This is a genomic window from Epilithonimonas sp., from assembly GCF_036780765.1.
Classification (GTDB): Bacteria; Bacteroidota; Bacteroidia; order Flavobacteriales; family Weeksellaceae; genus Epilithonimonas.
On the sequence record NZ_DAIQCG010000002.1, the window covers coordinates 292,735 to 318,206 of the forward strand.

Annotated in this window: 17 protein-coding genes and 1 tRNA gene; 12 read left to right on the plus strand and 6 right to left on the minus strand. The window is 35.6% G+C overall.

What is annotated here, in order from left to right:
* Nucleotides 1-40: 40 nt before the first annotated feature.
* Nucleotides 41-1,396: a hypothetical protein gene (locus V7P73_RS04785; protein ID WP_333851803.1), complete on the plus strand. Its 1,356-nt coding sequence runs from the start codon at nucleotides 41-43 to the stop codon at nucleotides 1,394-1,396.
* 113 nt (nucleotides 1,397-1,509) lie between these two features.
* Here the strand turns inward: V7P73_RS04785 and V7P73_RS04790 are convergent, their stop codons facing one another.
* From V7P73_RS04790 to V7P73_RS04800, 3 genes are all read right to left on the minus strand, one after another.
* Nucleotides 1,510-2,010: a hypothetical protein gene (locus V7P73_RS04790; protein WP_333851804.1), complete on the minus strand. Its 501-nt coding sequence runs from the start codon at nucleotides 2,008-2,010 to the stop codon at nucleotides 1,510-1,512.
* Between the two features lie 63 nt (nucleotides 2,011-2,073).
* Complete coding sequence (locus V7P73_RS04795; RefSeq protein WP_333851805.1) at nucleotides 2,074-3,360, minus strand: hypothetical protein; 1,287 nt, start codon at nucleotides 3,358-3,360, stop codon at nucleotides 2,074-2,076.
* 39 nt (nucleotides 3,361-3,399) lie between these two features.
* A complete protein-coding gene (locus V7P73_RS04800; protein ID WP_333851806.1) occupies nucleotides 3,400-3,936 on the minus strand; it encodes a YceI family protein in 537 nt (178 codons plus the stop codon).
* Between the two features lie 693 nt (nucleotides 3,937-4,629).
* On the opposite strand from V7P73_RS04800, the gene V7P73_RS04805 reads away from it, so the two are divergent.
* A complete protein-coding gene (locus tag V7P73_RS04805) occupies nucleotides 4,630-5,433 on the plus strand; it encodes an HAD family hydrolase (RefSeq protein ID WP_333851807.1) in 804 nt (267 codons plus the stop codon).
* A gap of 323 nt (nucleotides 5,434-5,756) precedes the next feature.
* Here V7P73_RS04805 and V7P73_RS04810 read toward each other — a convergent pair whose 3' ends face one another.
* A complete protein-coding gene (locus tag V7P73_RS04810; RefSeq protein WP_333851808.1) occupies nucleotides 5,757-7,016 on the minus strand; it encodes a DUF4960 domain-containing protein in 1,260 nt (419 codons plus the stop codon).
* 365 nt (nucleotides 7,017-7,381) lie between these two features.
* On the opposite strand from V7P73_RS04810, the gene V7P73_RS04815 reads away from it, so the two are divergent.
* The 8 genes from V7P73_RS04815 (at nucleotide 7,382) to V7P73_RS04850 (ending at nucleotide 22,138) form a co-directional block, all read left to right on the plus strand.
* Nucleotides 7,382-10,129 carry a substrate-binding domain-containing protein gene (locus V7P73_RS04815; RefSeq protein ID WP_333851809.1) on the plus strand — a complete coding sequence of 916 codons (2,748 nt, stop codon included), beginning with the start codon at nucleotides 7,382-7,384 and terminating at the stop codon, nucleotides 10,127-10,129.
* 400 nt (nucleotides 10,130-10,529) lie between these two features.
* Nucleotides 10,530-11,843 carry a sugar porter family MFS transporter gene (locus V7P73_RS04820; protein WP_442896958.1) on the plus strand — a complete coding sequence of 438 codons (1,314 nt, stop codon included), beginning with the start codon at nucleotides 10,530-10,532 and terminating at the stop codon, nucleotides 11,841-11,843.
* 26 nt (nucleotides 11,844-11,869) lie between these two features.
* Nucleotides 11,870-13,426, plus strand: a complete 1,557-nt coding sequence (locus tag V7P73_RS04825) for a glycoside hydrolase family 32 protein (RefSeq protein WP_333851810.1) — start codon at nucleotides 11,870-11,872, stop codon at nucleotides 13,424-13,426.
* Between the two features lie 12 nt (nucleotides 13,427-13,438).
* Entirely contained in the window at nucleotides 13,439-16,540 is a 3,102-nt protein-coding gene (locus V7P73_RS04830; RefSeq protein ID WP_333851811.1) for a SusC/RagA family TonB-linked outer membrane protein, read from the plus strand.
* An 18-nt stretch (nucleotides 16,541-16,558) separates the two neighbouring features.
* Nucleotides 16,559-18,256, plus strand: a complete 1,698-nt coding sequence (locus tag V7P73_RS04835; protein WP_333851812.1) for a RagB/SusD family nutrient uptake outer membrane protein — start codon at nucleotides 16,559-16,561, stop codon at nucleotides 18,254-18,256.
* Between the two features lie 12 nt (nucleotides 18,257-18,268).
* Nucleotides 18,269-19,663, plus strand: coding sequence for a DUF4960 domain-containing protein (locus V7P73_RS04840; protein ID WP_333851813.1), 1,395 nt, complete (start codon nucleotides 18,269-18,271; stop codon nucleotides 19,661-19,663).
* Nucleotides 19,664-19,680: 17 nt separating this feature from the next.
* Nucleotides 19,681-21,219: a glycoside hydrolase family 32 protein gene (locus tag V7P73_RS04845; RefSeq protein WP_333851814.1), complete on the plus strand. Its 1,539-nt coding sequence runs from the start codon at nucleotides 19,681-19,683 to the stop codon at nucleotides 21,217-21,219.
* Between the two features lie 4 nt (nucleotides 21,220-21,223).
* Entirely contained in the window at nucleotides 21,224-22,138 is a 915-nt protein-coding gene (locus tag V7P73_RS04850) for a carbohydrate kinase family protein (RefSeq protein ID WP_333851815.1), read from the plus strand.
* Between the two features lie 338 nt (nucleotides 22,139-22,476).
* Here the strand turns inward: V7P73_RS04850 and V7P73_RS04855 are convergent.
* A tRNA-Leu gene (locus tag V7P73_RS04855) sits at nucleotides 22,477-22,558 on the minus strand.
* A 117-nt stretch (nucleotides 22,559-22,675) separates the two neighbouring features.
* On the minus strand, nucleotides 22,676-23,443 hold the full coding sequence (locus V7P73_RS04860; RefSeq protein ID WP_333851816.1) for an MBL fold metallo-hydrolase: 768 nt from the start codon (nucleotides 23,441-23,443) through the stop codon (nucleotides 22,676-22,678).
* 54 nt (nucleotides 23,444-23,497) lie between these two features.
* Between V7P73_RS04860 and V7P73_RS04865 the strand changes: the two genes are divergently transcribed.
* Together V7P73_RS04865 and V7P73_RS04870 are read left to right on the plus strand one after the other, a co-directional pair.
* Nucleotides 23,498-24,922: a TonB-dependent receptor gene (locus V7P73_RS04865; RefSeq protein ID WP_333852126.1), complete on the plus strand. Its 1,425-nt coding sequence runs from the start codon at nucleotides 23,498-23,500 to the stop codon at nucleotides 24,920-24,922.
* A gap of 88 nt (nucleotides 24,923-25,010) precedes the next feature.
* Nucleotides 25,011-25,457 (plus strand): GAF domain-containing protein, encoded by a 447-nt coding sequence (locus tag V7P73_RS04870; protein WP_333851817.1) that lies wholly within the window; start codon nucleotides 25,011-25,013, stop codon nucleotides 25,455-25,457.
* The last annotated feature ends 15 nt before the right edge of the window (nucleotides 25,458-25,472 follow it).

Below are 25,472 nucleotides of genomic sequence, written 5' to 3' on the forward strand. Positions count from 1 at the left end.
ATTGCAAATTTACGAATTTGAAAATCATTAAATTTGAGTTATGAATATAAATGAAATTAATAAAATTGCTTATAGTCTAATTAAACTTTTAGAAGTCAAAAATATAGTTAAGCAAAAAGAATCTATTGAACAAAGAAAAAAATATATTGGCGAGCAAGAATCTGTCGCAGAATTTAATCTTAAAGAAGGAGATTTTTTTATAATTTATGAAAATGATATCTTGAATAATAATGTTGCTGTAAGTGCTATTATTAAAAATACTGAAGTAGGATTAAATAGAGAAAATTATCAAATATTAAATAAGTTAGTAGAAGAATTATTAATTAATAATAGTTATATTAATGACAACTGTGATTTTGAATTTGTTGAAAAGAAATTATTCAAATGGATAATTGAAATTTATTCAAAGAATAAAGCAGATTTTGATTTCTATGATTATCTAATGCTTAGCATTGAGAAAGAAAAGAATGATTATTTTTTTTATTTTAAAATTAATGATTTAATTATCGAAGAAGCTTTTAGTTTGGGCAATTGCAAATTTACATCTCTTGATAAAAATTTTTTTGAAGCAAGATTAGAAGAAATGAATCAGAATGAAGTCAATATTTCAATAGCTGAGCAAAAAGATTTTATATCATTAAATAAAATGTTTTTAAATAGGGTTTTAATAGCAGTAACTTTCTCAGCAGTTCATAGCAAAGCAACAATTAAAGCGATGAATGAAGTAGAATTGTCTGTTAATGCTTTGAAAATATTTTTAACTTTTGAATCCTTAACACAAACTAGTCTTTTTAATGTTGATTTTAAAGATATGAATAATGATTGTTTTGAATATTTTTCATATAATAAAAAAGGAAATTTTAATACAGTTATTGGTTCAAAAAAATCAACAACTCAACCAACGGAAGTAAGTTTAAGATATTTGAAAAATTTAAAATTAAAAGGATTAGAAAAAATTTCAAAGTTTTTGAAAAATAAAAAAAGTAGTGAATTATACCTTGAAATAGAAAATTTAATTAATGAATATGGAAGTATAAACTCAACTCCAGATTTACGTATAAGAATAGTGTTATTGGTATCTTATTTTGAAAGAATAATTATTCCCAAAACAAATCTTAAAGGAAAGGGACAAGCATTTTTAAAAAATAATATTTTACCAAAATTGATTGCTAACCCTGATGAAGAAATTGCTAACAAGATAAATAGAATCTATAGGATAAGAGATAAATATTTGCATAATAGAATAGAATTGCCAATTGATGTAGATTCTTTTCTAGTATTTAATGATATAGCGAGAATTTTTTTATTAAAATTAGTTGATTTAAATAATTTAAATTATGAGACATTAGATGATGTTTATGCTTATTTTAAAATACCAACATCAAAAACTGGTTAAACAAAAAAGGAACCTACAGCTGAGTCTGCAAGTTCCTGGAATCACAATGTCTTTCTAGCGCGATATTGTGACGTGGAAAAATCTAATTATATGAAAAAGTTATTGGATTAATTTTAAATTTTGGTTGCCAAGCTGAATGTCAAGTCCAAGTCGTCTTTTACGACAATCATTCCGCCCATTTTTTTCGGAGGTGTGATATTGAAATCACTGAATTTTACATTCTTGCGTCCGATTAATTTGTTGTTTTCTATTTCAAATTCTACGTTGTATCTTTTACTTTGGTTCATCATTTTGACTTCTACAACTGCGATATAATTTTTCTGACCTTTGGTAAAGTTGATGAACTTGATTATCATATTCGGATATTTTTCAGAATTTAGGATTTTCTGAAAATCTTTGGTCATTATTTTGTTTCCGCAATCGAACTCGTTGACTTTTAAAATGATGTTCGGAAGGCTTCTTTCTGTGAAAGTGTAAACGCCAGTTTCTGCTTTGAATTTGTTATTCACACACTGAAACTTGTTTACGTTGGTACTTCCGTTGATCTGCACAAAGTTCTCTTGTGCCTGTGCAAAAAGCGTTATAAAACCGAAAAGTAAATAAAGAAGTCGCATAATTTTAATTTTTTAAAACAGAGGAAACCCGAGAGTTTCCTCTGCTTCTTGTTAACTGAATATTTAGAAAGCTATTGCTGCTTCTAATACAAATCCATTGAATTTGCCACCGTAAAGGATGTTGGTTGGCGCATATCCGTCATATTTTTGGTTGACATACTCCAGTTTAGTAAGAATGTTTTTTGTCATAAACCATCCACCTCCAACATTGAATCTTGTGATATCCACTTTTTGGCCGGTAGCTAATTTCCCGTCTACGCCATTGTATCTTCCTGCGATATATAAATTCTCGTTGTTTCCAAATCTGTAAAGTAACTCTGCAGCGTATTGGTTCCAAGCTCTTCTGTCTGTCTCTGCGAAGTTTCTGCCAGATGCGTTTTCATAAGTTCCGAAGAATTCCAATCCTTTGTATTTTACAAACGGATTGACCATAAATGATGTTAGTTTGTTTTTGAAGTCAGGAACAATCTGTCCAGATCTGAAGTTTGCAGAAGAAGTTGCGGCTGTATTTTCCATTACAAAGTAATATCTTGATCCTGCTCTGTCGCCATCATAAAAATCGAGTCTCTGGGTGTGCGCTGTATTATAAACAGATCCTGTTAATCTCACTCTAAGATCTTCATTAAGCTGTTTGTCATAGCCTAATTTGGCGTAAAGAGAAGGGCTTGTACCTCCATTAGCAGTTTGGTTCAGTCTTCCATTTGTTATACCTGCCATTCCTATAAAACCGTCTCTTCTGTAATAGACCTCAGCAAAAACCATTGTTGCAAAAGCATCCATCAGATAGTTCCCTACAAAAGGGTTGTTTGTAACATAAGCATTGTCACTTCTTCTGAAATGCACATCACCATAATTGATCTCATCGTGACCGAATTTGATGGTTGCATACTTCATCACGTCTTTAAGAAAGTCTTTTTTGATGAAGTCTAATTTGTTAATTTGTAAATATCCACCTTTTACATAGGTTTCGTTGTGATGACGAGAAGATAAAAAAGTTCTCAAATGTAAGTTAACGCCGTCGTATAATGCCACGTCAAGATCAAGGTTGGCAGTGGCCAGGTTGAAGTTGTTTCCGATATCATACAATTTGTTTGTATTGACTCCAGCAGCGTTCAGTACAGGTGTTGCATTGTTCTCGTGTTGGATAGCCTGGAACTGAAGTGCGAATGCGCCTCCAACTCTCACTTTCATTTTTTCAAAAGTACTTACAGTATCTTTTGGGTTTTCAAAAGCATTGATGCTTCTATGGTCACGTGGATTAAGGTTGTCGATTGGGAATTCTTGAGCCAATCCAAAGTTTGCGGTTAGTAAAGCTGCGATGAAGCCTGCTTTCAATAGATTTCTTTTCATGATATTAAAATTATTCAGTTATTATTCAGTTAAATTTTTTTATTCTGCTACAACATTCACTTTTACAGTGACAACATCTCCAGTTTTGATTCCCATAAATCCCGGACGATCCATCCCGAATTCAGATAATTTTACAGTTTCTGTTCCGTCTATGATGTACGCATTTCCTTTTTTTACTACAGATACTGGGAAAGAAACATTTTTGGCAGTTCCTGCTATGGTTAATTTTCCAGTCACATTGCTTTTTCCGATATTGATAGAACTTGTTGTGAAGGTTACATTTGGAGCTTTGTCAGATTTTAAAGCTTCGTAAGCTTTCTTTTCCATAGTTTTACCTTTCTCTGCATTCAGTGTTTTTACTGGGACTGTCAAGCTTACATTTGTAATTGCATTTCCAGCTACTATTCCAGTGAAAGTTGATGTTGAACCTTTCATTTCCCAATCGTGCATTGGAGAAGTCCCTGAGATAATGATTGTGGTATTTTTTTGAGTTATTTTTTGAGCATTTGATAATTGTGGTAATAATAGACCAGTTAAAACTAAACCAAGACTAATTAGATTTTTCGTTGTTTTCATTTTGCTAAATATTAATTGTTATTATTATGTATCTTTCGTTATTGATAGGACAAAGGTATGAGGATGATAAATAATTTGCTATTTTTTTACAATGACAAAAATCTTATTGAACTACTCTGTTGCGATATTGATAAATAATATCAATAAGACTTATCGATTTCATCAAATAGTAATTTGTTTTATCAATAAGTTAAAGTTGTTTATGAGTAAAGATTATAGAATAATCAGAGATGACATTTGTTAGGTCGGTAATTGGTGATGAAAATCATTGCTGATATTTTTGAATATTTATAAAAAATGTTAAATTATTAAGGAATTGATGTATGAGTTCTGATTATCAAACCATCAAACCTTTAGATTCTGAAGCAATTTTGAAATGGTAAAGAAAATAGGTTGCGTTGTGACAGCTGAAGAACACAATGCGCTTTAGGCGGCAGTGTTGCGCAGCTTTTAACATTTGACACCTCGGGAATATGTTGCAACCAATGATAGTTTGGGGAAGTGGCACGCGAGCTGAGTTGATTGTAAAAAAATGGACTCAATGCAGAGTCCATTGTTGAAGCTGTTAAGAAGGTCATAACAACAAAAGTTAACTATATTTAATTCCGGATTTTTATTCGGAATTTCTTTTTTCAGAATCTTTTTTAGTTATTTGCAATAGATTCTTGCATTCATAAAATAAAAAAATGTTGTATGAAGGATATAAAATTGATTGTGACAGATATGGACGGGACTTTTTTGAATTCAAATTATGAATTGAGTCCAGAGTTTCCGGAAATCTATGAAGAACTGAAGAAAAGGAATATTTTATTTGTCCCAGCCAGCGGAAGACAAATGTCGGGAATTACCAAATATTTTACTGGTTTTGAGAACGAGATGTGTTTCATTGCAGAGAATGGTGGCTATGTTTTGTGTAAAAACAAAGAGATTTTTGCAGACCAAATGGAAAATCAGTATATCAAAGAAATCATCGAAACAATAAGAGAAATTCCTGGTGCAAGAGCTGTTGTCTCTGGAAAAAAACAGGCTTATTATGAAACTAATGATGAAGAGTTTGTAGAATTTTTCACCCAATATTATACCAATAATAAAAAAGAAAAAGATCTTACAAAGCCTTTAAATGATAGTATTTTCAAAATAGCCGTTTATCATCCGGAAGGTTCCGAAAAAAACCTTTATCCTTATCTGAAAAAGTTTCAGAAATATGAGCTAGAAACTGTAGTTTCCGGTCAATATTGGTTAGATATTATGAATAAGAATATCAACAAGGGAAAAGCTTTGTCGGAGCTTCAGATGTCATTGAACATAACACCAGATCAAACTATGGTTTTTGGTGATTATATGAATGATATAGAAATGCTTAAAAGTACACCTTATTCGTTTGCTATGGAGAATGCTCATCCATCGGTAAAAGAAATAGCGAAATTTCAGACATCTTCCAATGATAGTTTTGGTGTGATGGAGGCTATTAGAGGATATTTGGAGAATGGTAATTAAAAAATAAAAAAAATCTCAGAACTATAGGTAATGAAAAATTAATTTTTTCAAATTCTTATTTTGTCCTTATCGGTCTGTACATAAAAAATATCATTATTATATGAAATACCCCAACACTTTAGACGTGCTGGGGCATTTTTTTGTCAATTAGTTAGCTGTATAACAAAAAAAATTAATATTGGCTTCTTCTGATATATTGACATGTTCCTAATTTAGAGACAGAAAATCCTCCTTAAGGATTTAATCTAAAATTTGTAAGTTGGTGAAGACATAAATGAAAATATCAAATTCAGGGAGATATTACTGTTAAGAATTTAATGAATCTATTTTTTTATAAACTTTAACAAACTAGATGTATTTTCATTTTGAACTTTAATAAAGTAAGTCCCCGGTAATAAGTTGTGAATGTTGATGCTTTTTGAAATTGATTCAACAACTTTTCGACCATTCATATCGTAGATTTCACTTTTAATCTTTCCTTCCATTTTTATATTAAGAACGCTTGAAACTGGATTAGGATAGAGTGTAATTTCTGATGTCTTATTATAATCTTGAGCTATTAATATATTTTCTTTGTCAGCTAGATAAAGTAATGTATTTTCTGTCAGTTTTTTAACATTTTGATTACTCCCTCCTGCTGTATACCAATCATAGACTCCAGAACCATACCATATAATTGTTCCGTCGCCTGAATTTTTAGGGTTGAATTTTGCTGCCTGAATTTCTGTTCCATCACAGTTTTCCAGAAGAATCTCCGCATTGAGTGTATTTTGAAAAATTTGCCTTCTCTGAGAGATTGTTGAACTTGCACCGCCAGCATCATCATAGATTCTTCCCCAATTCAGGTTATATTGCAACGCTCTGTTTTTCTTTTCTGTTCCTGCTGTCAAAAATTCGATGCTTTGCGATGTATTGGTGCAACTCACAGCATTCGTGCTGATTCCTGTCAAAAGAATTGGAGTTTGATTTCCACTCCAGTTGGTTCCCCATGCTGCTGCTGTATTTTCGGGATTAGCTACTGTATCACCGAAGGACTGGTTTGGTTTATATTCCCAAGGATTATTGAGACCATCAAAAACTCCGAAAACTTCAAGCCCTTTTCCAGCAAAATTCCCTAACAACAATTTTTTTCCAGACTTGTAAAACTGTTTTATTTTCCACATAAAATCATCTTCAAGCTGTCCACATGGCTGATTCCATTGGAAGCCAACTTCTCGTAAAATACAATGTTTGTCACCATTTGCTTCTATGGTGCCACGTGGCCATTCGTTCAGTCTTTCTGTAAAAGTTGCACCATCGCTTTGAATCCAGATGACATCATAGCTGCTAATATCCGCTCCTTCTGCAATATCCTGAAATGAAAAATAATTTCCAGATATGTTGTTGCCAGAATGTGCCGGAACAAAGGTCTCCATAAACCATACAGCAGCAGCTTTGTCATCGTCATAAGTTAATCCATCACTAGCGGTTGGAACATTACTGTTATAAACTTCGGCTTGTCCAATGAAAGCTATTTTTTTCATTTGCGCACTTATATTAGTAGATAATAATGCAACTAATACACTTAGATAAAGTTTTCTCATAATTTTTTAGTTAAGGTTTGTATTATTTTCTTGAATGATTATAATTCTTCGAGATAATTTTTAAATGAATTTTAATCTCTTCTGTTCCAAATGTATCCGCAAAGCAGAGTTGGATATTTCACTTATTGGTCAAAATGATTTGATTTTGTTTTGAAAGATGAAATTCAATAAAGAATGCTTTATAAATCGATGTTTTGTGATTAATAATCAATTTAAAATCATTCGTAATTTTATATTGATGTTACATGACTTATAAAATCGTAACATCGATATTTTATGATTGAATGGTCTTGACAATCAATAAAGACAAATTAGTTTCACTAAAAATTGTGGGTGTAAAACATCTTTATTAATATTGTGTTAATATGTCCACAAAGAAAATTTTCAGCGCTTTTGGTTTTTTAAAGATTTCCAAAATATTATTTGTAATGCTGATGATTATTTCAGCTTGTAAGAATGATTCCGAAAAATCAGACAAAATCAATATTGGATTTTCACAAGGTTTGGGAAGTCATCCTTGGCGCCAGTCGATGAATCACGCAATGGAGATTCAGGCATCTTTGCATTCGGAGGTGCAATTGAGCATCAGCAAAGCGGAAGGTTCTGTCAAAAAGCAGATTCAGGATATTCAGAAAATGATTGACAGTAGAGTAGATATCATCATTATTTCTCCCATTGAACCTAACTCGCTCATTCCTCTTGTAGAGAAAGCTTATGAGCAAAAAATTCCGGTAATTTTAGTTGATAGGAAAATAAACTCTTCAAAATATAACACCTACATTGGTGCAGATAATATAGAAATTGGTAAAGAAGCAGGACAATATATTATTTCTGATTCCAAAATTGATAAAAAAGTCATTGAAATAAAAGGCGATGATAATTCTTCTCCAACCATTGAAAGAAGTTTAGGCTTCCAGCAAATCATTAAAAATAATCCCAATACCGAGTTGATAAAAACCTTCCGAGGTCTTCCGACAGAGGCTTTTAGGAAAACGCTGGATTCTTTGGGTAATCAAAATTTGTATGTGTTTGCCTTTAATGATGAGCTGGCTTCTCGGGCTTGGCAGGTAGCAAGAAATGCGGGTGTAGAAAATCAAATCAAATTCATCGGAGTGGATGGCCTGAACACAAAAGATGGCGGAATCCAGATGGTTTTGGATGGTAAACTAAATGCAACATTACTTTACCCAACTGGTGGAGCAGAGGCTATTGAAAATGCTATAAAGATTTATCACGGACAAAAACTTCCAAAGAGAATCAAACTCAGCACAACCATTATTGACAGACTGAATGCTGAGATTATGCGCAATCAGTTCGATAAAATTATCGAGCAGCAAGGTGTAATAGAAAATCAGGTAAAAGCTGTTAAGACCCAAACTGAATTATATTCTTCTCAAAAGGAACTTTTCAGGTGGTCTGTTGTTTTACTAATATTAATGTTTTGTCTTATTGCTTATGCGATTTATCTGATTTATGCTATTAAAATTAAAAATAAACAACTTACGCTGACCAACGAAAGGATAACAATACAACGAAATCAGATTGAGAGGATTGCTGATGAGCTAAAACAAAGCAACGAAGCAAGAGTCAACTTTTTTACAGGTTTATCCCATGAGTTTAAAACGCCTATTACGCTTATTATGAGTTCTTTGGAGTCAATGAGAGATACTTTGAAAAGTAAAGGAACAAGATCTAATTATGAAATAGAACTCATTAATAAAAATTCTAACCGATTGTTACGTTTGGTAGATAATCTTTTGGATTTTAGAAAGATAGAGAATAAAACATTTAATCTTCGAGTGTCCAAAACTAATATCTATGATTTTACTTATGGTATTTTCAGTGATTTTGAAAATGAGGCAAAAAAGAGGAATATTAAATTTGAAATTAATTCATACAACAAAAATATCGAGCTTTTTATTGACCGAAATTTGATGGACAAAGTTTATTTTAATGTTTTGTCTAATGCTTTTAAGTTTACACCAGACAACGGAAAAATTGAAATTACTATTCAAGAAAAAGAAAATCAGGTGGTTATCAACTTTAAAGATAATGGTATTGGTATTCCGGAAAAAGAAATAGGTAATGTTTTTGAACCATATTTCAAAGGTTCCAACAACCGAAAAAATAGTTCAGGAATTGGACTTCATCTCAGTCGGCAATTCGTAGAACTTCATCTTGGAAAAATCGAAGTTAATTCTTTTCAAGGAACAGAATTTACTATAAGTCTTTTTAAAGGAAACAAACATTTCAACGAAGACCAAATAATAAAAGAATCCAACGTAACAAGTGCTGCTTCTTTTTTAAACGACGAGATATTTGAAGAAGTAGACCTTGTAAATTATTCAGCAAGTCAAGAAAATGAGCAATATTCTTTACTTTTGGTTGAGGATAATTCGGATTTATCATTTTTTCTTAGTCACAAATTACAATCTGAGTATTCTGTCACTGTCTCGGATGGTATAGATGTGATAGAAAAAGCTATGACTGAGATTCCTGATATTATTGTGTGTGATGTGAATCTTCCCGATAAAAATGGTTTTGAAATTTGTGAAATTTTGAAGAATGATCATAGAACGTCTCATATCCCAATTATTTTACTCACAGCTTTGGACAACAAAGAATCGTACTTGCAGGGATTAAAATCTGGTGTAGACCTTTATCTTACAAAGCCTTTCAGTTATCCAATTCTTATTCAGTCCTTACGTGCTCTGCTCTATAACCGAGAAAAACTGCGTTACTATTATACAAATAATATTGGTAGAATTGTGGATAGTAAATCATTCGGTAGTATAGAACAGACATTTGTGAATAAACTTAATCAAATTATCAAAGACAATATTGATAATGCTGAGTTTTCTGTAGAGAATCTAGCTGACCTGCTTAATATTTCACGAATCCAACTTTATAGAAAGATAAAAGCAATGTTTGACGTTAATGTTAGCGATTATATTAGCAATATCCGTCTGGAACAGGCAAAATCTATGCTTCAAAACTACGAATTAACAATTTCAGAGGTTGCTTACAAGACAGGATTTTCTTCCCCAAGTTATTTTTCAACTGTTTTTAAAAATAAGTTTGGAGTATCACCAAATGTATTTAGGAAGAGCTAATCGAAAAGGAAAGAGTAATTAATAGTCTATAGTAAATGTCCAAGCAAAGAATGAGATAATTGAAAACAATAATATGAGAATAACCGACATATTTATTTTCCAAAATGCAAAAGTTATTATTTCTTAAATGCCAGTTGTTTTTGGTCAATCTACAACAAAGAACATTTGTTATAATTGTGATTTACGCATAAAAAAGATGTAACAATTTCATAAATCGATGTTACAATTTTGTAATGTTATTAAAAATTTCTAAAATAATTTAATTTTAAATAATTAGTTTTCAGTTATTTACACTCTGTTAACAAATAATTAACCTTGACGGTATATTTTGTTACATAATTAGAACTTCTGATTGACATCTCAAGATATATTAGCCACAAACAAATTAATAATTCTATTTATGAATAAAATTGTATTGTGGTCTATTACGGCTGCATTGGCTGGATTTCTTTTTGGATTTGATGTCGTAGTGATCTCTGGTGCTGATAAAAAATTACAAGCACTTTGGCATAGCTCAGATGCATTTCACGGGGCAGTAGTAATGGGAATGGCTTTATGGGGTACTGTAATCGGTGCTATCTTTGGGGGTATTCCAACAAACAGATTCGGACGAAAAATCACACTTTTGTCAATAGGTATTTTGTATGCGCTTTCAGCAATTGGAACTGCATTTTCTAATGATCCTTATGTGTTTGCATTTTTTAGGTTTGTAGGAGGTTTAGGGGTTGGTGCTTCTACTATTGCTGCACCAGCTTATATTTCTGAAATTGCTCCAGCAAAAGATCGTGGCAGATTGGTTTCAATGTATCAGTTCAACATTGTTTTTGGAATTTTAATTGCTTTTTTATCCAATTATTTACTTAGTGGAATAGGCGATAACGATTGGCGTTGGATGCTTGGTGTACAATCTATTCCAGCGATAATCTATACGTTATTGGTTTTAATCGTTCCGGAAAGTCCAAGATGGCTTGTTTCCAAAGGTAGAATAGCTGAAGCGCAAAAAGTAATGAAAATTGTTAGTGCAGATCAGGATTCCGAATCACTTGTCTCTCAAATGGAAAATGAACAAGCCGATTCCCCTGATGATAATATTTTTATGAAAAAATACCGTTTTCCGCTTATCCTTGCTTTCCTTGTCGCTTTTTTCAACCAAATGTCGGGAATCAACGCCTTTTTATATTATGCACCTAGAATTTTTGGTGAGGCTGGATTGGGCGAAAAAACGGCACTTCTCAGCAGTATTGGGATTGGTATTGTAAATATGGTTTTTACATTAGTGGGGGTTAATTTAATCGATAAAGTTGGGAGAAGAACTCTTATGTACATTGGTTCTATTGGTTATATTGTTTCGTTAGGCCTTGTTTCTATGGCGTTTTATTTTCAGTGGTCAGGTTTGGCTATTCCTATTTTCTTGTTTTTGTTCATTGCGTCACACGCTATTGGGCAGGGAACGGTTATTTGGGTTTTCATTTCAGAGATTTTTCCCAACCACCTTCGTGCATCAGGACAAGCATTCGGGAGTTCAACACATTGGGTTTTGGCAGCAATAATTCCCTCACTTATTCCAACATTATTCTCGACTATAGGAGCCGGAACAGTATTCTTCATCTTCACAGTTGCAATGGTGTTCCAGTTGTTGTTCGTTATCTTTATGATGCCTGAAACCAAAGGTATTTCACTCGAAAAACTCAGCAAAACATTAACTAAAGAATAGCTAAATATCTTCAAGTAATTAATACAATGAAAAAAATAATTTCAACCTTAATCACTGCTGGAGTCTTTTGTTCTGGTCTTCAAGCACAGTCAGATTTCCGACTATCGGAAGAACAGCTTTACCGTCCCAATTTCCATTTTACACCTAAAAAAGGATGGATGAACGATCCAAATGGATTATACTATAAAGACGGCGTTTACCATCTCTTTTTCCAGCATTATCCAGACAGCAACAAATGGGGACCGATGCATTGGGGACACGCAACCAGTAAAGACTTGGTGAGATGGGAAGAACAGCCGATTGCGCTTTATCCGGATGATTTGGGATACATCTTCTCGGGAAGTGCCGTAGTTGACAAAAATAATACATCCGGTTTTGGAGATTCCAAGAATAACCCTGTGGTTGCCATTTATACTTATCACAATCCCAACCGTGAAAAAGACGGCAAAATTGATGTAGAATCTCAGGGAATCGCTTTTTCTCTCGACAACAGCAAAACCTGGACAAAATACAGCTCAAACCCAGTATTAAAAAACCCCGGAATCCGTGATTTCCGTGACCCGAAAGTGTTCTGGGATGCGAAGAGAAAACAATGGGTAATGGCGCTTGCGGCGCAGGATAGAGCGCATTTCTATACTTCCAAAAATCTCAAAGACTGGACTTTTCAATCCGAATTCGGGAAAGAGCTGGGTGGTCACGGTGGTGTGTGGGAGTGTCCTGATTTATTTCCTTTAAAAGTTGAAGGTTCGAAAGAAGAAAAATGGGTGCTGATTATTAATATAAATCCGGGTGGACCCAATAATGGTTCTGCAGGACAGTATTTTGTTGGAGATTTTGATGGAAAAACCTTTAAAATAGATGAGCATTTTACGCAACAGCTTCAGCGAGAAAAAGCTGTGTGGCTGGATTGGGGCAAAGACAATTATGCCAGCGTTTCCTTTGATAATGTTCCTCAGGATAAAAGAATCATCATTGGTTGGATGAGCAATTGGGAATATGCGCAGGAAGTGCCAACCGAGCTTTGGCGAAGCAGTACGACTGTTGCAAGAGAAGTTTCGCTCAAGAAAACAAAAGATGGCTACATTCTCAAAAATGTTCCGGTTACGCAGCTGAAAAAATATCAGGGAAAGCCAATAACTAAAAAAATTAGTTTAAAATCCGAGAATCAGTTGATTACCAAATCTGACATCAATTTATCCAAAGCGGTTATTGATTTAGATTTAAAAAAGATGAATGCAGGAAAATACACTTTCTCTTTGAAAAATACTTTGGGAGAAGAAGTTCTTTTCGGGATTGATAACAAAACAAAAGAACTGTTTATAGACCGTTCAAAATCTGGTAAAACAAGTTTCGGGAAAAATTATGCAACGCCAATTACCAAAGCTCCTTTGAACGAAATTTATGTGAACACCAAAATGAAATTGGTCATCGACAAAACTTCCATAGAAATCTTCTTCAACGATGGCGAAAAAGTTCTGACGGAAATCTTCTTTCCGAACGAAAATTTCTCAGCACTGACTTTAAATACAAATACGAATGGAACTTCTCTAGAATTCAATGCTTATCAGATTAACACCAAATAAAAACTATATCATATGAAGAAATATAAAATGGCAATCGCTCTTTGTCTTCTTCCGTTTTGCTACATTTTTGCCCAGGAAATTGTGAAGGGTAAAGTGCTTTCACCAACTCAAAAACCTTTGAGCGGTGTTACGGTTACTGTTTCCGAAACAGAAACTATGACGACCACAGACAGTAATGGTGCATTTCAAATCAATGATTTGCAGAAAGGAAATACACTTGTTTTTACTTACCCGGATTATTCTACACAGGAAATTGTGGTAGATGAGAAAACGGTTCTCAATATTGTTCTCTCAGCCGATAAGATAAAGAATATAGACGAAGTTGTTGTGACGGGATATACCAAACAAAAGAAAGCAGATATTACTGGTGCGGTTTCAATTGTTGATATGAAGGATCTTAATAAACAAGCTGAACCTAATCCCATCAAATCTTTGCAAGGAAGAGTAGCAGGTGTGAACATCTCTGGAGACGGTTCACCGTCTGGTGGAAGTACCAAAGTGTTGATTCGAGGTGTTGGAACACTGAATAATACTGATCCACTTTATGTGATCGACGGCGTTCCCACAAAAGCAGGAATGCACGAGCTTAATCCGGGTGACATAGAAACGATGCAGGTTTTGAAAGACGCCTCATCGGCAAGTATTTACGGTTCAAGAGCGGCGAATGGTGTGATCATCATTACCACCAAAAAAGGAAAAAAAGGTAAGATGAGAATCGATCTAAACTATTACACCGCTTTTTCTCAATATGCAAAAAAAACATCAGTTCTAAATGCGAAACAATTTGGGCAAGTGCTATGGCAGGCGAATATAAACGATGGACTGAATCCTAATCTAAATAATCTAAGCTACAATTTCGATTGGGGCGTTCAAAATGGTGTTCCCGCTTTGTACAACAGCTACGTTCCCGAATATCTGGATGCAGCGAAAACCATAAAATCTGCCAATACCAATTGGTATGATGAGGTTTCCCAAACTGGCGTTGCCAACTCTTTGGATGTTGCGGCCTCAAGTTCATCCGACAAAGGCTCCTATTATTTCTCGATGGGTTATTATAATAATGACGGCATAGTGAAACTGACCAATTTCAAAAGATTGTCTGCGCGTGTGAATACTTCCTATAATTTTTTCGATGGTAAATTAAAAATCGGGGAAAATTTTACCTATAACAAAACCAATGAACTGATGGATCCGGGCGTGTTGGATCCTGCTTTAAGAGCGTTGCCTATTATCCCTGTTCGTACCGTAGATGGAATCGGGTGGGGAGGTCCGGTTGGCGGGATGAATGACCGTCAAAATCCAGTACGCCTTCTGGAATATAACAAAGACAACGGTTACCGCTACCAACGATTTTTTGGAAATGTTTATGCGGAATTGCAACCAGTGAAAAACCTGACACTTAAATCTAGCTTCGGGGTAGACTTTTCCAACTATTATAAAAGAATGCTTCAGAGAAGCTATGTGTCTGGTTATCTTAAAAATGACAAAAATGCTGTAAACATAGACCAGTCTGATACAGAAAAATGGACTTGGACAAACACAGCACAGTATACTGCAAAAGCTGGAAATCACCATTTCGATCTTTTGGGCGGAATGGAAATGTATAAAGATACCTACAACAATACCTGGCTTAGAAAAGAAGGATTTCTGATAGAAACGCCAGATTATATGTATCCTGATGCCGGAACAGGCGATGCTTTCAATGGCGGTGGTTCTACTTATTTCAGCTTATTATCATATTTCGGGAAGTTTTCTTATGATTATGACAATCGATATTTATTTTCTGCAACAGTGCGTTATGACGGCTCGTCAAGATTTGGAAAAAACAACCGTTTCGGAACATTCCCTGCATTTTCTGCGGGATGGAGAATTAACAAAGAAGATTTTGCGGAGAAAGTGATTCCGTTTTTCTCAGATTTAAGGTTGAGAGCCGGCTGGGGACAAACGGGAAATCAGGAAATCAGCAACTCTGCGGTGTATTCCCTTTACATTGCCAATTACGCAGGCGGAAATCCAACCTGGGCAACGTCTTACGGAACGGCTTATGATATCTCCGGTGTTGGGAGCGGTTTACTGCCTTCAGGATTCATCGCAACGCAGACTAAAAATGACGCTTTGAGATGGGAAACCACCACGCAAACGAATCTCGGTCTGGATTTCGGATTTTTCAATCAGAAGCTGACGGGAAGTGTCGATATTTATAAAAAAGATACCAAAGATATTCTCGTGTTGCCACCATATTTAGGCGTGATTGGAGAAGGTGGAGACCGCTGGATAAATGGTGCTTCAATGGAAAACAAAGGGATTGAAGTGGCTTTGGGTTATGCCGATAAAACTGCGGGTGGATTTGGCTACGAGATTTCAGGGAATTTCTCTATGAACCGAAATGCTATTACCGAGTTACCACAATCGGTTATCAACAATTATGGTGGAAATGGTACAACAGATAATATCCTCGGAAGACCTATCAACTCAATGTATGGATATGTTGCCGACGGACTTTTCAGAACGCAGGCAGAAGTTGATAATTCCGCTACGCAGCCGGGTAAAGGTTTAGGAAGAATCCGTTATGCCGATTTAAATAATGATGGAATTATTGATGACAAAGACAGAACGTGGATCGGAAATCCGAATCCGGGATTTATGTATGGCGTTAATCTTAATTTCTCTTATAAAAATTTTGATTTGTCTACCTTTTGGCAAGGCATCGGCGATGTGGATGTCATTAATTCTAAAAAATACCAGACCGATTTCTGGAGTGTGGATGATGTTGGGTCCAATAAAGGAACAAGATTGCTCAACGCATGGTCGCCACAGAATCCGAATTCTGATATTCCGGCACTCACAACAGTGGACAGCAACGCAGAATCCAGATTTTCATCTTATTATGTAGAGAACGGAAGTTATCTGAAATTAAGAGTTTTACAGTTAGGGTACAGTCTTCCGAAAAATGTGTTGGAGCAATACAAGCTTACCAATTTCAGGATTTACATCAGCGCACAGAATCTTCTGACTATTAAATCCAAAAGCTTCACGGGCATTGATCCGGAAACGCCGGCTTTCGGTTATCCGCTACCGCTGACATTTAATTTTGGAGTTAATTTATCCCTTTAAATTTTAAATATTAAAACAATGAAAAAATATATACTATTAACAGTTGCCTGTGCATTTCTGTTGGGAACAACTTCCTGCAACGATTTTTTGGATAATGAGCCAAGAGGCGTGCTTTCCGAGGCCGATGTTGTAACGCCTGAAAATGTGGAAGGTTTTGTGATTGCAGCTTATGCGGCACTTGGAAACGACCATTACGACACGCCTTTCAGCCTTTGGCCGTACGGAAATGTGCGTTCGGACGATGCTTACAAAGGCGGAAGCGGAACTAATGATATTCAGGCATTCCATTTTTTTGAAATTTCCAACAATATTCGTTCGGATTTTGGTGAATTGGACCGTCTCTGGTATCTGCATTATGTCGGAATCGGAAGATGCAACAAAGCAATTGCAGCACTTAATCAGTTAACCGATGCGCAATATCCGAACAAACAGAAAAGAATCGCTGAAATGAAATTCGTGAGAGGTCATTTTTACTTTCTGTTGAAAACCCTCTTCAAATATGTGCCTTACGTAGATGAAAATACACCAATTGACGATTATCCTAAAATCTCCAACCGAGCGAAAACCGACCAGCAATTGTGGGAGGCTATCGCTTCCGATTTTGAATATGCCGCGGCGAATCTTCCATCAACACAATCCGAAGTTGGAAGACCTAAGAAAAGTGCTGCCTTTGCATATTTAGCAAAAGTGAGATTGTATCAGGCTTATGAGCAGGATGATAATTATACAGTAACTCAAATTAATCCGGCAACGCTTCAGAAATCTATTGATGCTGCAAATCAGGTGATTGGAAATTATACGCTGGAATCAGATTTTGGGTACAATTTTCTTCCAGGAACACACGAAAACGGTCCAGAATCAGTTTTCTCTATCCAGTATTCTGATAATGACGGAACACTTTTCGGAAGATTAAATTATGGAGATGTACTTTCTTTACCACAAGGTTTGGGATGCTGCGATTTCCATAAGCCGAGTCAGAACTTAGTCAATGCTTTCAAGACAACATCTCAAGGATTACCGATGTTCGATACATACAACGACACGGATTTGAATTACAATCAGCTCAATAATTATAAAGTAGATCCAAGGCTTTACCATACCGTTGCTATGCCGGGATTGCCGTGGAAATATGAGGAGAGCAAAATTTATCAGGAAAGCTGGGTGAGAAGTCCGGGAACTTATGGTTATTATGCCTCACTAAAGGAAAATGTTCCAGTTGGATGTGGCTGTACCGTGAATATTGACCCGTTCTATGGCAATTCCAAAAACAGGATTATAATCCGTTATTCCGATGTTTTGCTGATGAAAGCCGAAGCGCTAATAGAGCTTGGACAAGTTAACGAAGCATTGCCACTCATCAATCAGGTGAGACAGCGTGCGTCGAACAGCACTGTTTTGACAGGAAGTTATACTTCAAACAATCTTATCAGCCAATATCAGCCGGGTGTGAACTGCACGTGGAATCAGGATTTTGCGAGAAAAGCGTTGCGCTGGGAACGCAGAATGGAATTTGCAATGGAAGGAAGCCGTTTCTTCGACCTTGTAAGATGGGGTGTTGCGACAACTACGATGAACAGCTATTATTCTGTAGAAAAAACGAAAAGGTCTTACTATTCTCAGGCAGGATTTGACCACGGCATTGAAGAATATTGCCCGATTCCATTGGCTCAGATTAATTTCAGCCAAGGTGTTTACAAACAGAATAATGGTTATTAAAATTCAATTGATATGAAAACAATTTTAAATAAATTTCAAACAGTCCTGATGTTGCTGATTTCTGCAATATCAATTGTGTCTTGCGAAAGTGAGATGGAAGAAGGGTTGGTGACAAATGTTTCCGTGAATGTGTCTTCTTTTAAAGTAAACGGAGTTTCAGGAGAAATAGACCACAAAAATGATAAAATTACCGTTACACTGCCATATGGAACCGCTGTGAATGCCATAACGCCAACCATTGAAATTCCATCAGGCGCAGTTATTTCTCCTGCTTCGGGTATACTTCAGGATTTTACCCAACCTATAAAATATCGAGTAAAAAATGGCAACATCTACAAAGATTATCAGGTGACAGTACAAGCTCAGGTACCAATTATAAGTTTTAAAATCAACGGATTATCGGCAACGATTAATCATTCCAACAAAAGTATTTTGCTAACAATGCCGGAAGGAACTGATCTTACTGCCTTGCAGCCTGTAATAGAAATGGCAAGCGGTGTAAGCATCAATCCGGCATCAGGAACTACGGTTAATTTCACCAATCCTGTTCAGTTCACAGTTTCTAATGCTAATCTGACTGAAATCTACACGGCAAAAGTAACGACACCTGTTTCGGGGCCAACCGTTGCATTTCTAGGAACAGCTTCTACAAGAACTGGATTGACCAATCCGGATGAAATCGCTGCTTCGGACTGGCTTTTCGGAAAATACTCAGGTGCTGTTTATATTTCGATGAACGATATTTCCAATGGTACAGCCAACTTAACCGGAATAGATGTTTTGTGGTGGCATTTTGATTCGGCAACCGCTCTACCGAATGATGCGCTAAATGCGAATGTCACTTCTAAAATCAAAACCTATCTTAATGCGGGCGGCAATATTCTATTAACGGGATTCGCAGCTCAATATGTAGATGCATTGGGAATTGTGCCTTCCGGAAAAGGTCCGAATAATGTTTTCGGAGATTTCTTACCGAGTGGTTTTGTGGATGCCAACAATGATTGGGGAATTTCCTTCAAAGGGAACGAAGCGCATCCTGTTTTTGACGGATTACAAACCTACGAATCAGGGAAAGCCAATTTTCTTCAGAAAGGAACATTCAGACTTAATCATACAGCGTGGTGGTTTTTGCCGGATTGGGGCGGTTATGTGAACGGTGCCGGATGGAGAACGCAAACCGGAGGAAATAACCTGGCTAGTGAAGCCTGGGACAATACTTTGGATGGACGTGTTGCAGTGGCCGAATTTCCGGGTGGAACTGCCAATAAAAAGTGTATCACTATCTCAATGGGTGCTTACGACTGGTACAACGAAACCTCGAACGGAACACCAAGCCAGCCGAACGGATTTTTAGATAACATCAAAAAAATCACGGAGAACAGCCTTAATTACCTTGTAACGCATTAAAATTAAAATCAGAATCAATGACAATCAAAACAATATATTTAGCCGCTGTGATGATATTGGCTACTTATTCCTGCCAGAATAATGATTCAGTCTCAGAAGTGAATCCGGATGAGATTTTCAGACAGACCAATATCTTTCCGCAACCGCCCAACCAGTGGATGGGTGAAAATAATCCTTATTACACAGCTGGTTATGTTGGTGATGTAATGCCATATTATGAAAATGGAAAATTTCATCTTTTCTTTCTGCACGATGCTAAAACCAAACCTGCAGGCGAAGGATTTCACGATATTCATAGTTTTGAGACGACCAATTTCAAGGATTTTACCTATCAGGGAAGACAAATTCCCTACGGAACAGCTTCTGAACCGGATTTTGGTGTGGGAACAGGAAGTCTGGTGAAGGTTGGAAATACCTATTACTATTATTACACAGGACATAATGAGACTGCTTCTTTTATATCGAGCAACCCAAGAGAAAGTGTTCTTCTGGCAACAAGTACAGATATGAAAAACTGGACGAAGGTCAAGAATTTTAAAATCACGGCTCCCGCCGGTTATTTCGATTATGAGTTCCGTGATCCGCACGTTTTGTATAATGCGGAAGATGGGAAATACTGGATGCTGGTCTCTGCACAGACTTCGGCAAAAAAAGCAGTGGTGCTGAAATTTACCACAACCAGTCCTGCAAGCGGAAATTGGACGGTAGAAAATCCAATTTATACCACTTCATCATCTGAAAATTATATTATGCTGGAGTGTCCCGACCTTTTCAAAATGGGCAACTATTGGTATCTTGTCTTCTCAGAAAATTGGAGCAACAACAGTGGAACGCATTACAGAATCGGTTCCTCACCAAACGGACCGTGGACAACACCAGCAAACGATAAATTGGACGGCTCTTATTTCTATGCCGCAAAAACAGTTTCAGATAATACCGACCGCTATTTGGTGGGTTGGACTGCCAGAAAAGTCCCTGAAAGCAACACAGGCGGAAAAGATTGGGCAGGAAATCTTGTCACACACAAACTCGTTCAGAATTCGGACGGAACATTAGCGGTAAAATCTATTTCAGCCTTATCATCTGTTTTCGGGCAAACTGCTTCGCTTTCTGTGGATAAAATCACGGGGAATGCTTCTCAGAACGGGAATAATTTCAATCTGTCTTCCAATTCTCAGGTCACATTTGGAAAACTTCAGAAAGCCAATCAAATCAGCTTTACACTGAACGCTTCTGCAAGTGGGAAATCTGGATTGATTTTGGCTCAGGATAATGACGGAAAGAATGGATTTAAAATTTCATTTGAACCTTCTGCTAACAGGATTGCAAGCTATGTAACAAATGACGGAAACGAAGATTATGTCGATTCTTATCCGTTATCGGGAATTTCCGGAACCAATTATAACGTGACGGTTTTCATCAGTAATGATGTTTGCGTGGTTTATGTGAATGATAAAATTGCGTTTAGCAACCGTGTTTATGATGTTGTTAACAAAAAATGGAGTATTTTTGGTTCAGATAGTTCATTCAGTAATATTAATATCAAAAATCCTTAAATTGATGTTCCTTAACAAAAAAATAAATGCAGTAAGTTACGGAGAAGTGCTCTTCGATGTGTTTGGAGAAGAAAAGAAAATTGGTGGAGCTCCACTTAATCTTGCACTTCGGACAGCCTCCTTCGGATTCCCTGTAGCGATGATAAGTGCCGTTGGCGATGATGAAGACGGAAAGATAATTTGTGATTACATCAAAGAAAATCAACTTAATAACAACGCAATCATTACAACTCCAGATTATGGTACAGGTGTTGTACAAGTAAGGTTAAACGAGCGTGGTTCTGCTACCTACGAAATTAAGTTTCCCTCTGCTTGGGACTATATTGAAACTAATGAAACTACTGAGGATATTGTAAAAAATGCCGATGTATTTTTTTATGGAAGTTTGGTTTGTAGAAATGATATTTCTAAAAATACACTTTTCAGTTTGCTGGATTCTAATCCTAAAATGTTCAAAGTTTTTGATGTGAATCTGAGAAAGCCTCATTATAATATTGAAGTTTTACAACAATTGATGAACAAAGCTGATTTTATCAAATTTAATGATGAGGAAATCTTGGAAATAGCTTCAGTATTAGGTTTTCAATCTGACAATCTGGAAGAAAATATTCAGTTTATCTCAGAAAAAACCAATACCAAATCAATCTGCGTGACTTTGGGAAAACATGGTTCATTGTTATTATGGAATGGCAAAATTTACCAACACGGTGGTTATCCTGTAAAAGTGGCAGATACCGTTGGAGCAGGAGATTCTTTTCTTGCAAGTCTTATTGCTAAACTATTATCAAATAAAAATCCAGAGGATGCGATGAGTTTTGCAAGTGCAGTAGGTGCCATTGTTGCAAGTAAAGCTGGAGCTAATCCTGATATCTCTGAATCCGAAATAGCTCAATTACATAAGAAGACTTTGTCAGATTAAATAAATTTGCTAATTGATTCCGAAAATGATAAAAAAGTCCTGCAATTTGTAGGACTTTTTTTAGATTATCCAATCACTAATGGAAATGAGGACTTCGATAAAAAACTATTAAAAAAAAGTTTTAAAGCAAAATTTTGAAAAGTTGATCAATAATCCCCAAAATGAAAAAAAGCATTCTACTGGAGATAGATCGGTTAAAACTTTGCTAAAGTCTATTTTGATGGGCATATAAACATAAAACACAAAATAATTGATTCGATATTCCCAGAAAAAGTGGAATTTTTTGAAAGTATAAAAAAACCGGAAAGAAAGTGAATTATCACCTCTTTTCGGTCTTGTACCCAGTGCCGGAATCGAACCGGCACATCTTTCGATACTAGAGTTTGAGTCTAGCGCGTCTACCAATTCCGCCAACTGGGCTGATGTTTGTTTTAAATTGGTGTGCAAATATAGGATTATTTTGTAAGCAATGAAAATGAATTTGAATTATTTTTCTCATTAATTCGTAACATTGTGTTAATCAGAAAAATATTTTTCCTAAAATTCTATTTCTAGTCCATCATAAGCCAAATGAATATGGTCTGGAAGCTCATTTTCGACTTCTTCGTGAAAGCCTAGATGATGACTGATGTGAATTAAGTAGGTTTTTTTCGGCTTAAGTTCTTCTACCAATTCCAAAACTTGAGGTAAAATAAAATGAGAATGATGAGGTTCTTTTTTTCTAAGACAATTAATAATGAAAAAATCTAAGTTTTTCAATTTCTCCTTTTCCTTATCATCAATTTTACTCGCATCTGTTATGTAAGCTAGATTTTTAAATTTAAATCCAAGAATATTGATTTCAGAATGAATAACATCAATCGGCTGAACTTCTACTTCATCAAAAAGTGTAAACCTCTCATCGATTTCAAATAAATCAAAACTTGGTGCGCCTGGATATTTGTGATCTTGGAAAGCGTAAGGAAAACGGTCTTTGATTTCTGTTGCAACACGAGAGTTACAATAAATTGGCATCGGAGCTTTATTTTTAAAAATCAAAGGTCGCAAGTCATCCAAACCAATAATATGATCATTATGTTCGTGTGTAATCAAAACTGCATCGATTTGTTCCTCTTGATTTGTCAACATTTGCTGGCGAAAATCGGGTCCACAATCAATTAATATTTTCTTTCCCGAGTCGGAAGTTACAAGTGCAGAAGTGCGTAAACGTTTATCTTTTGGGTTATTGGAAAGGCAAACAGGGTGATGGCTTCCTATAACAGGAATTCCCTGTGATGTTCCTGTACCTAAAAATTTTAAAAGCATTTTCGTAATTGCGCTGTTTTTGGTAAATTTACAAAATAAATCTAATTCTTTGTGATAAAGCCAAAACTTACCCCAAAACAGAAAGCTTTAGCTATTAATCTCGATTCTTCAATTTACGGAACTTTTGCGGAGATAGGCGCTGGGCAGGAAACTGTTCGTCATTTCTTCCGAGCAGGCGGCGCATCGCAAACTATTGCAAAGGCGATGTCTGCTTATGATAAGGATTTTTCTGATGCCATCTATGGTAAGGAAGCCAAAAACAGATACGTAACTCAAAACAGACTAAGGAAAATGTTGCGTTATGAGGTGGCTCTTATCGAGGAAAGAATCCCGAGAGAAAACAATCCCGGTAAAAAGTTCTTTTCTTACGCCAATACCGTTACAACCATCAATTTTGATAAAACAACAAAAGGTCACGGTTGGGTAGGAGTAAGGTTTCAAAATTCTGAAAATGAGGAATATAACGAAATAATTATTCACGTAAAATTCAAGGAAACGAATCCGACTTTGCAACAGGAAACTTTGGGAAGCTTGGGAGTTAATTTGATTTATGGTGCTTATTTTTATACAGATAATCCAAGAATCCTTGTAGAGTCTTTGTACGATGACCTTTCTTTGGACAGATTGGAGATTGATATGATAGATTTCAGCGGACCAGCTTTCAAATATGTTGACAATCGTTTGATGAGTCTTCAGCTGGTAAAATTGGGTATGACAGACGCAGTTATTTTCAATTCTCAAGGGAATAATATGCTTCCAGCTGATATTCTTTACAAGAAAAATATTTTTGCAGTAAGAGGAAGTTTCCGACCTGTAACTCGTGTGAATATCGATATGTTCGAGCACGGTTTGGAAATGTTCAACCAAGACAATTCTTGCGACCACGAGAATACGCAAATTCTTTTCGAAATTACAATTTCAAATCTAAGAGCTGCAGGCGATATTGATGAAAGAGATTTCTTGGATAGAGTAGATATTTTGGGAACTTTGGGTTACACGGTAATGATTTCCAATTTCTCCGAATATTACCGAATGGTTGATTATTTCTCAACATTCACCAATCAACATATTGGCGTTGCGATGGGTGTTAATAATCTTTTGGACGTGTTCGATGAGGAATATTACAAAAATCTTCCAGGTGGAATTTTGGAGGCATTTGGTAAATTCTTCAAAAAGGATATGCGCGTTTATCTTTATCCATATAAAAACCCTGAAGATGGCGAGTTACTGACTTCCGAAAATCTGAAAGTTCACGATAATCTAAAAGAGTTATATAAGTATTTCAAACTCAACAAGAGAATTGTGGACATTCATAATTACAATCCGAAATTCTTGGAAATCTATTCCAGAGAAATTCTTAAAAAAATCGTCACACACGAATTGGGTTGGGAAGAAGAGTTGCCAAAAAGCGTAGCAGAAATGATAAAAGAACGCGGAATGTTCGGTTACAAAGAATTAACTTTTGAAGGATTAAATTAAATCTTATTATAAGCAAAGCGCCTTTTTGCCCCTTAAGCAGATTAGTTGTTAAAAAAAATCTTTGTGTTAAAAATATAATGATTACAAAATGATAGAACTTAAAAAAAGACTTTCAATCATCTTAGAAAGTCCACAAGATACAAATACAAAACTTTTGAAAATCTGTCAGCTTTTGGATAAGGAAATCTCTTATTACAATTGGACTGGTTTCTATTTCAAAAACGGAGACAAAGACGAGTTAGCTTTAGGACCTTATGTTGGAGCAGTTACGGACCACGTGATTATTCCTTTCGGAAAGGGAATTTGCGGTCAAGTGGCGGTTTCTGGCGAGACTTTCGTAGTGCCTGATGTTCATTCTCAGGATAATTATTTGTCTTGCTCTATTGATACAAAAGCAGAAATTGTAGTTCCAATCTTCAAAAATGGAGAAAACATCGGACAAATCGATATCGATTCTCATACCATTGATCCATTCACAAAAGAAGATGAAGAATTGCTGAATTGGCTTTGTGAAGAAGTTGCGAAGATTTTGTAATTTAAATTTCTATAA

Coding starts and splice junctions, on each gene's coding strand:
- V7P73_RS04845 (WP_333851814.1), top strand. CDS start 19,681: ATGACAATCAAAACAATATATTTAGCCGCTGTGATGATATTGGCTACT.
- V7P73_RS04820 (WP_442896958.1), top strand. CDS start 10,530: ATGAATAAAATTGTATTGTGGTCTATTACGGCTGCATTGGCTGGATTT.
- V7P73_RS04835 (WP_333851812.1), top strand. CDS start 16,559: ATGAAAAAATATATACTATTAACAGTTGCCTGTGCATTTCTGTTGGGA.
- V7P73_RS04785 (WP_333851803.1), top strand. CDS start 41: ATGAATATAAATGAAATTAATAAAATTGCTTATAGTCTAATTAAACTT.
- V7P73_RS04860 (WP_333851816.1), bottom strand. CDS start 23,443: ATGCTTTTAAAATTTTTAGGTACAGGAACATCACAGGGAATTCCTGTT.
- V7P73_RS04840 (WP_333851813.1), top strand. CDS start 18,269: ATGAAAACAATTTTAAATAAATTTCAAACAGTCCTGATGTTGCTGATT.
- V7P73_RS04805 (WP_333851807.1), top strand. CDS start 4,630: ATGAAGGATATAAAATTGATTGTGACAGATATGGACGGGACTTTTTTG.
- V7P73_RS04870 (WP_333851817.1), top strand. CDS start 25,011: ATGATAGAACTTAAAAAAAGACTTTCAATCATCTTAGAAAGTCCACAA.
- V7P73_RS04800 (WP_333851806.1), bottom strand. CDS start 3,936: ATGAAAACAACGAAAAATCTAATTAGTCTTGGTTTAGTTTTAACTGGT.
- V7P73_RS04810 (WP_333851808.1), bottom strand. CDS start 7,016: ATGAGAAAACTTTATCTAAGTGTATTAGTTGCATTATTATCTACTAAT.
- V7P73_RS04795 (WP_333851805.1), bottom strand. CDS start 3,360: ATGAAAAGAAATCTATTGAAAGCAGGCTTCATCGCAGCTTTACTAACC.
- V7P73_RS04790 (WP_333851804.1), bottom strand. CDS start 2,010: ATGCGACTTCTTTATTTACTTTTCGGTTTTATAACGCTTTTTGCACAG.
- V7P73_RS04815 (WP_333851809.1), top strand. CDS start 7,382: ATGTCCACAAAGAAAATTTTCAGCGCTTTTGGTTTTTTAAAGATTTCC.
- V7P73_RS04850 (WP_333851815.1), top strand. CDS start 21,224: ATGTTCCTTAACAAAAAAATAAATGCAGTAAGTTACGGAGAAGTGCTC.
- V7P73_RS04830 (WP_333851811.1), top strand. CDS start 13,439: ATGAAGAAATATAAAATGGCAATCGCTCTTTGTCTTCTTCCGTTTTGC.
- V7P73_RS04825 (WP_333851810.1), top strand. CDS start 11,870: ATGAAAAAAATAATTTCAACCTTAATCACTGCTGGAGTCTTTTGTTCT.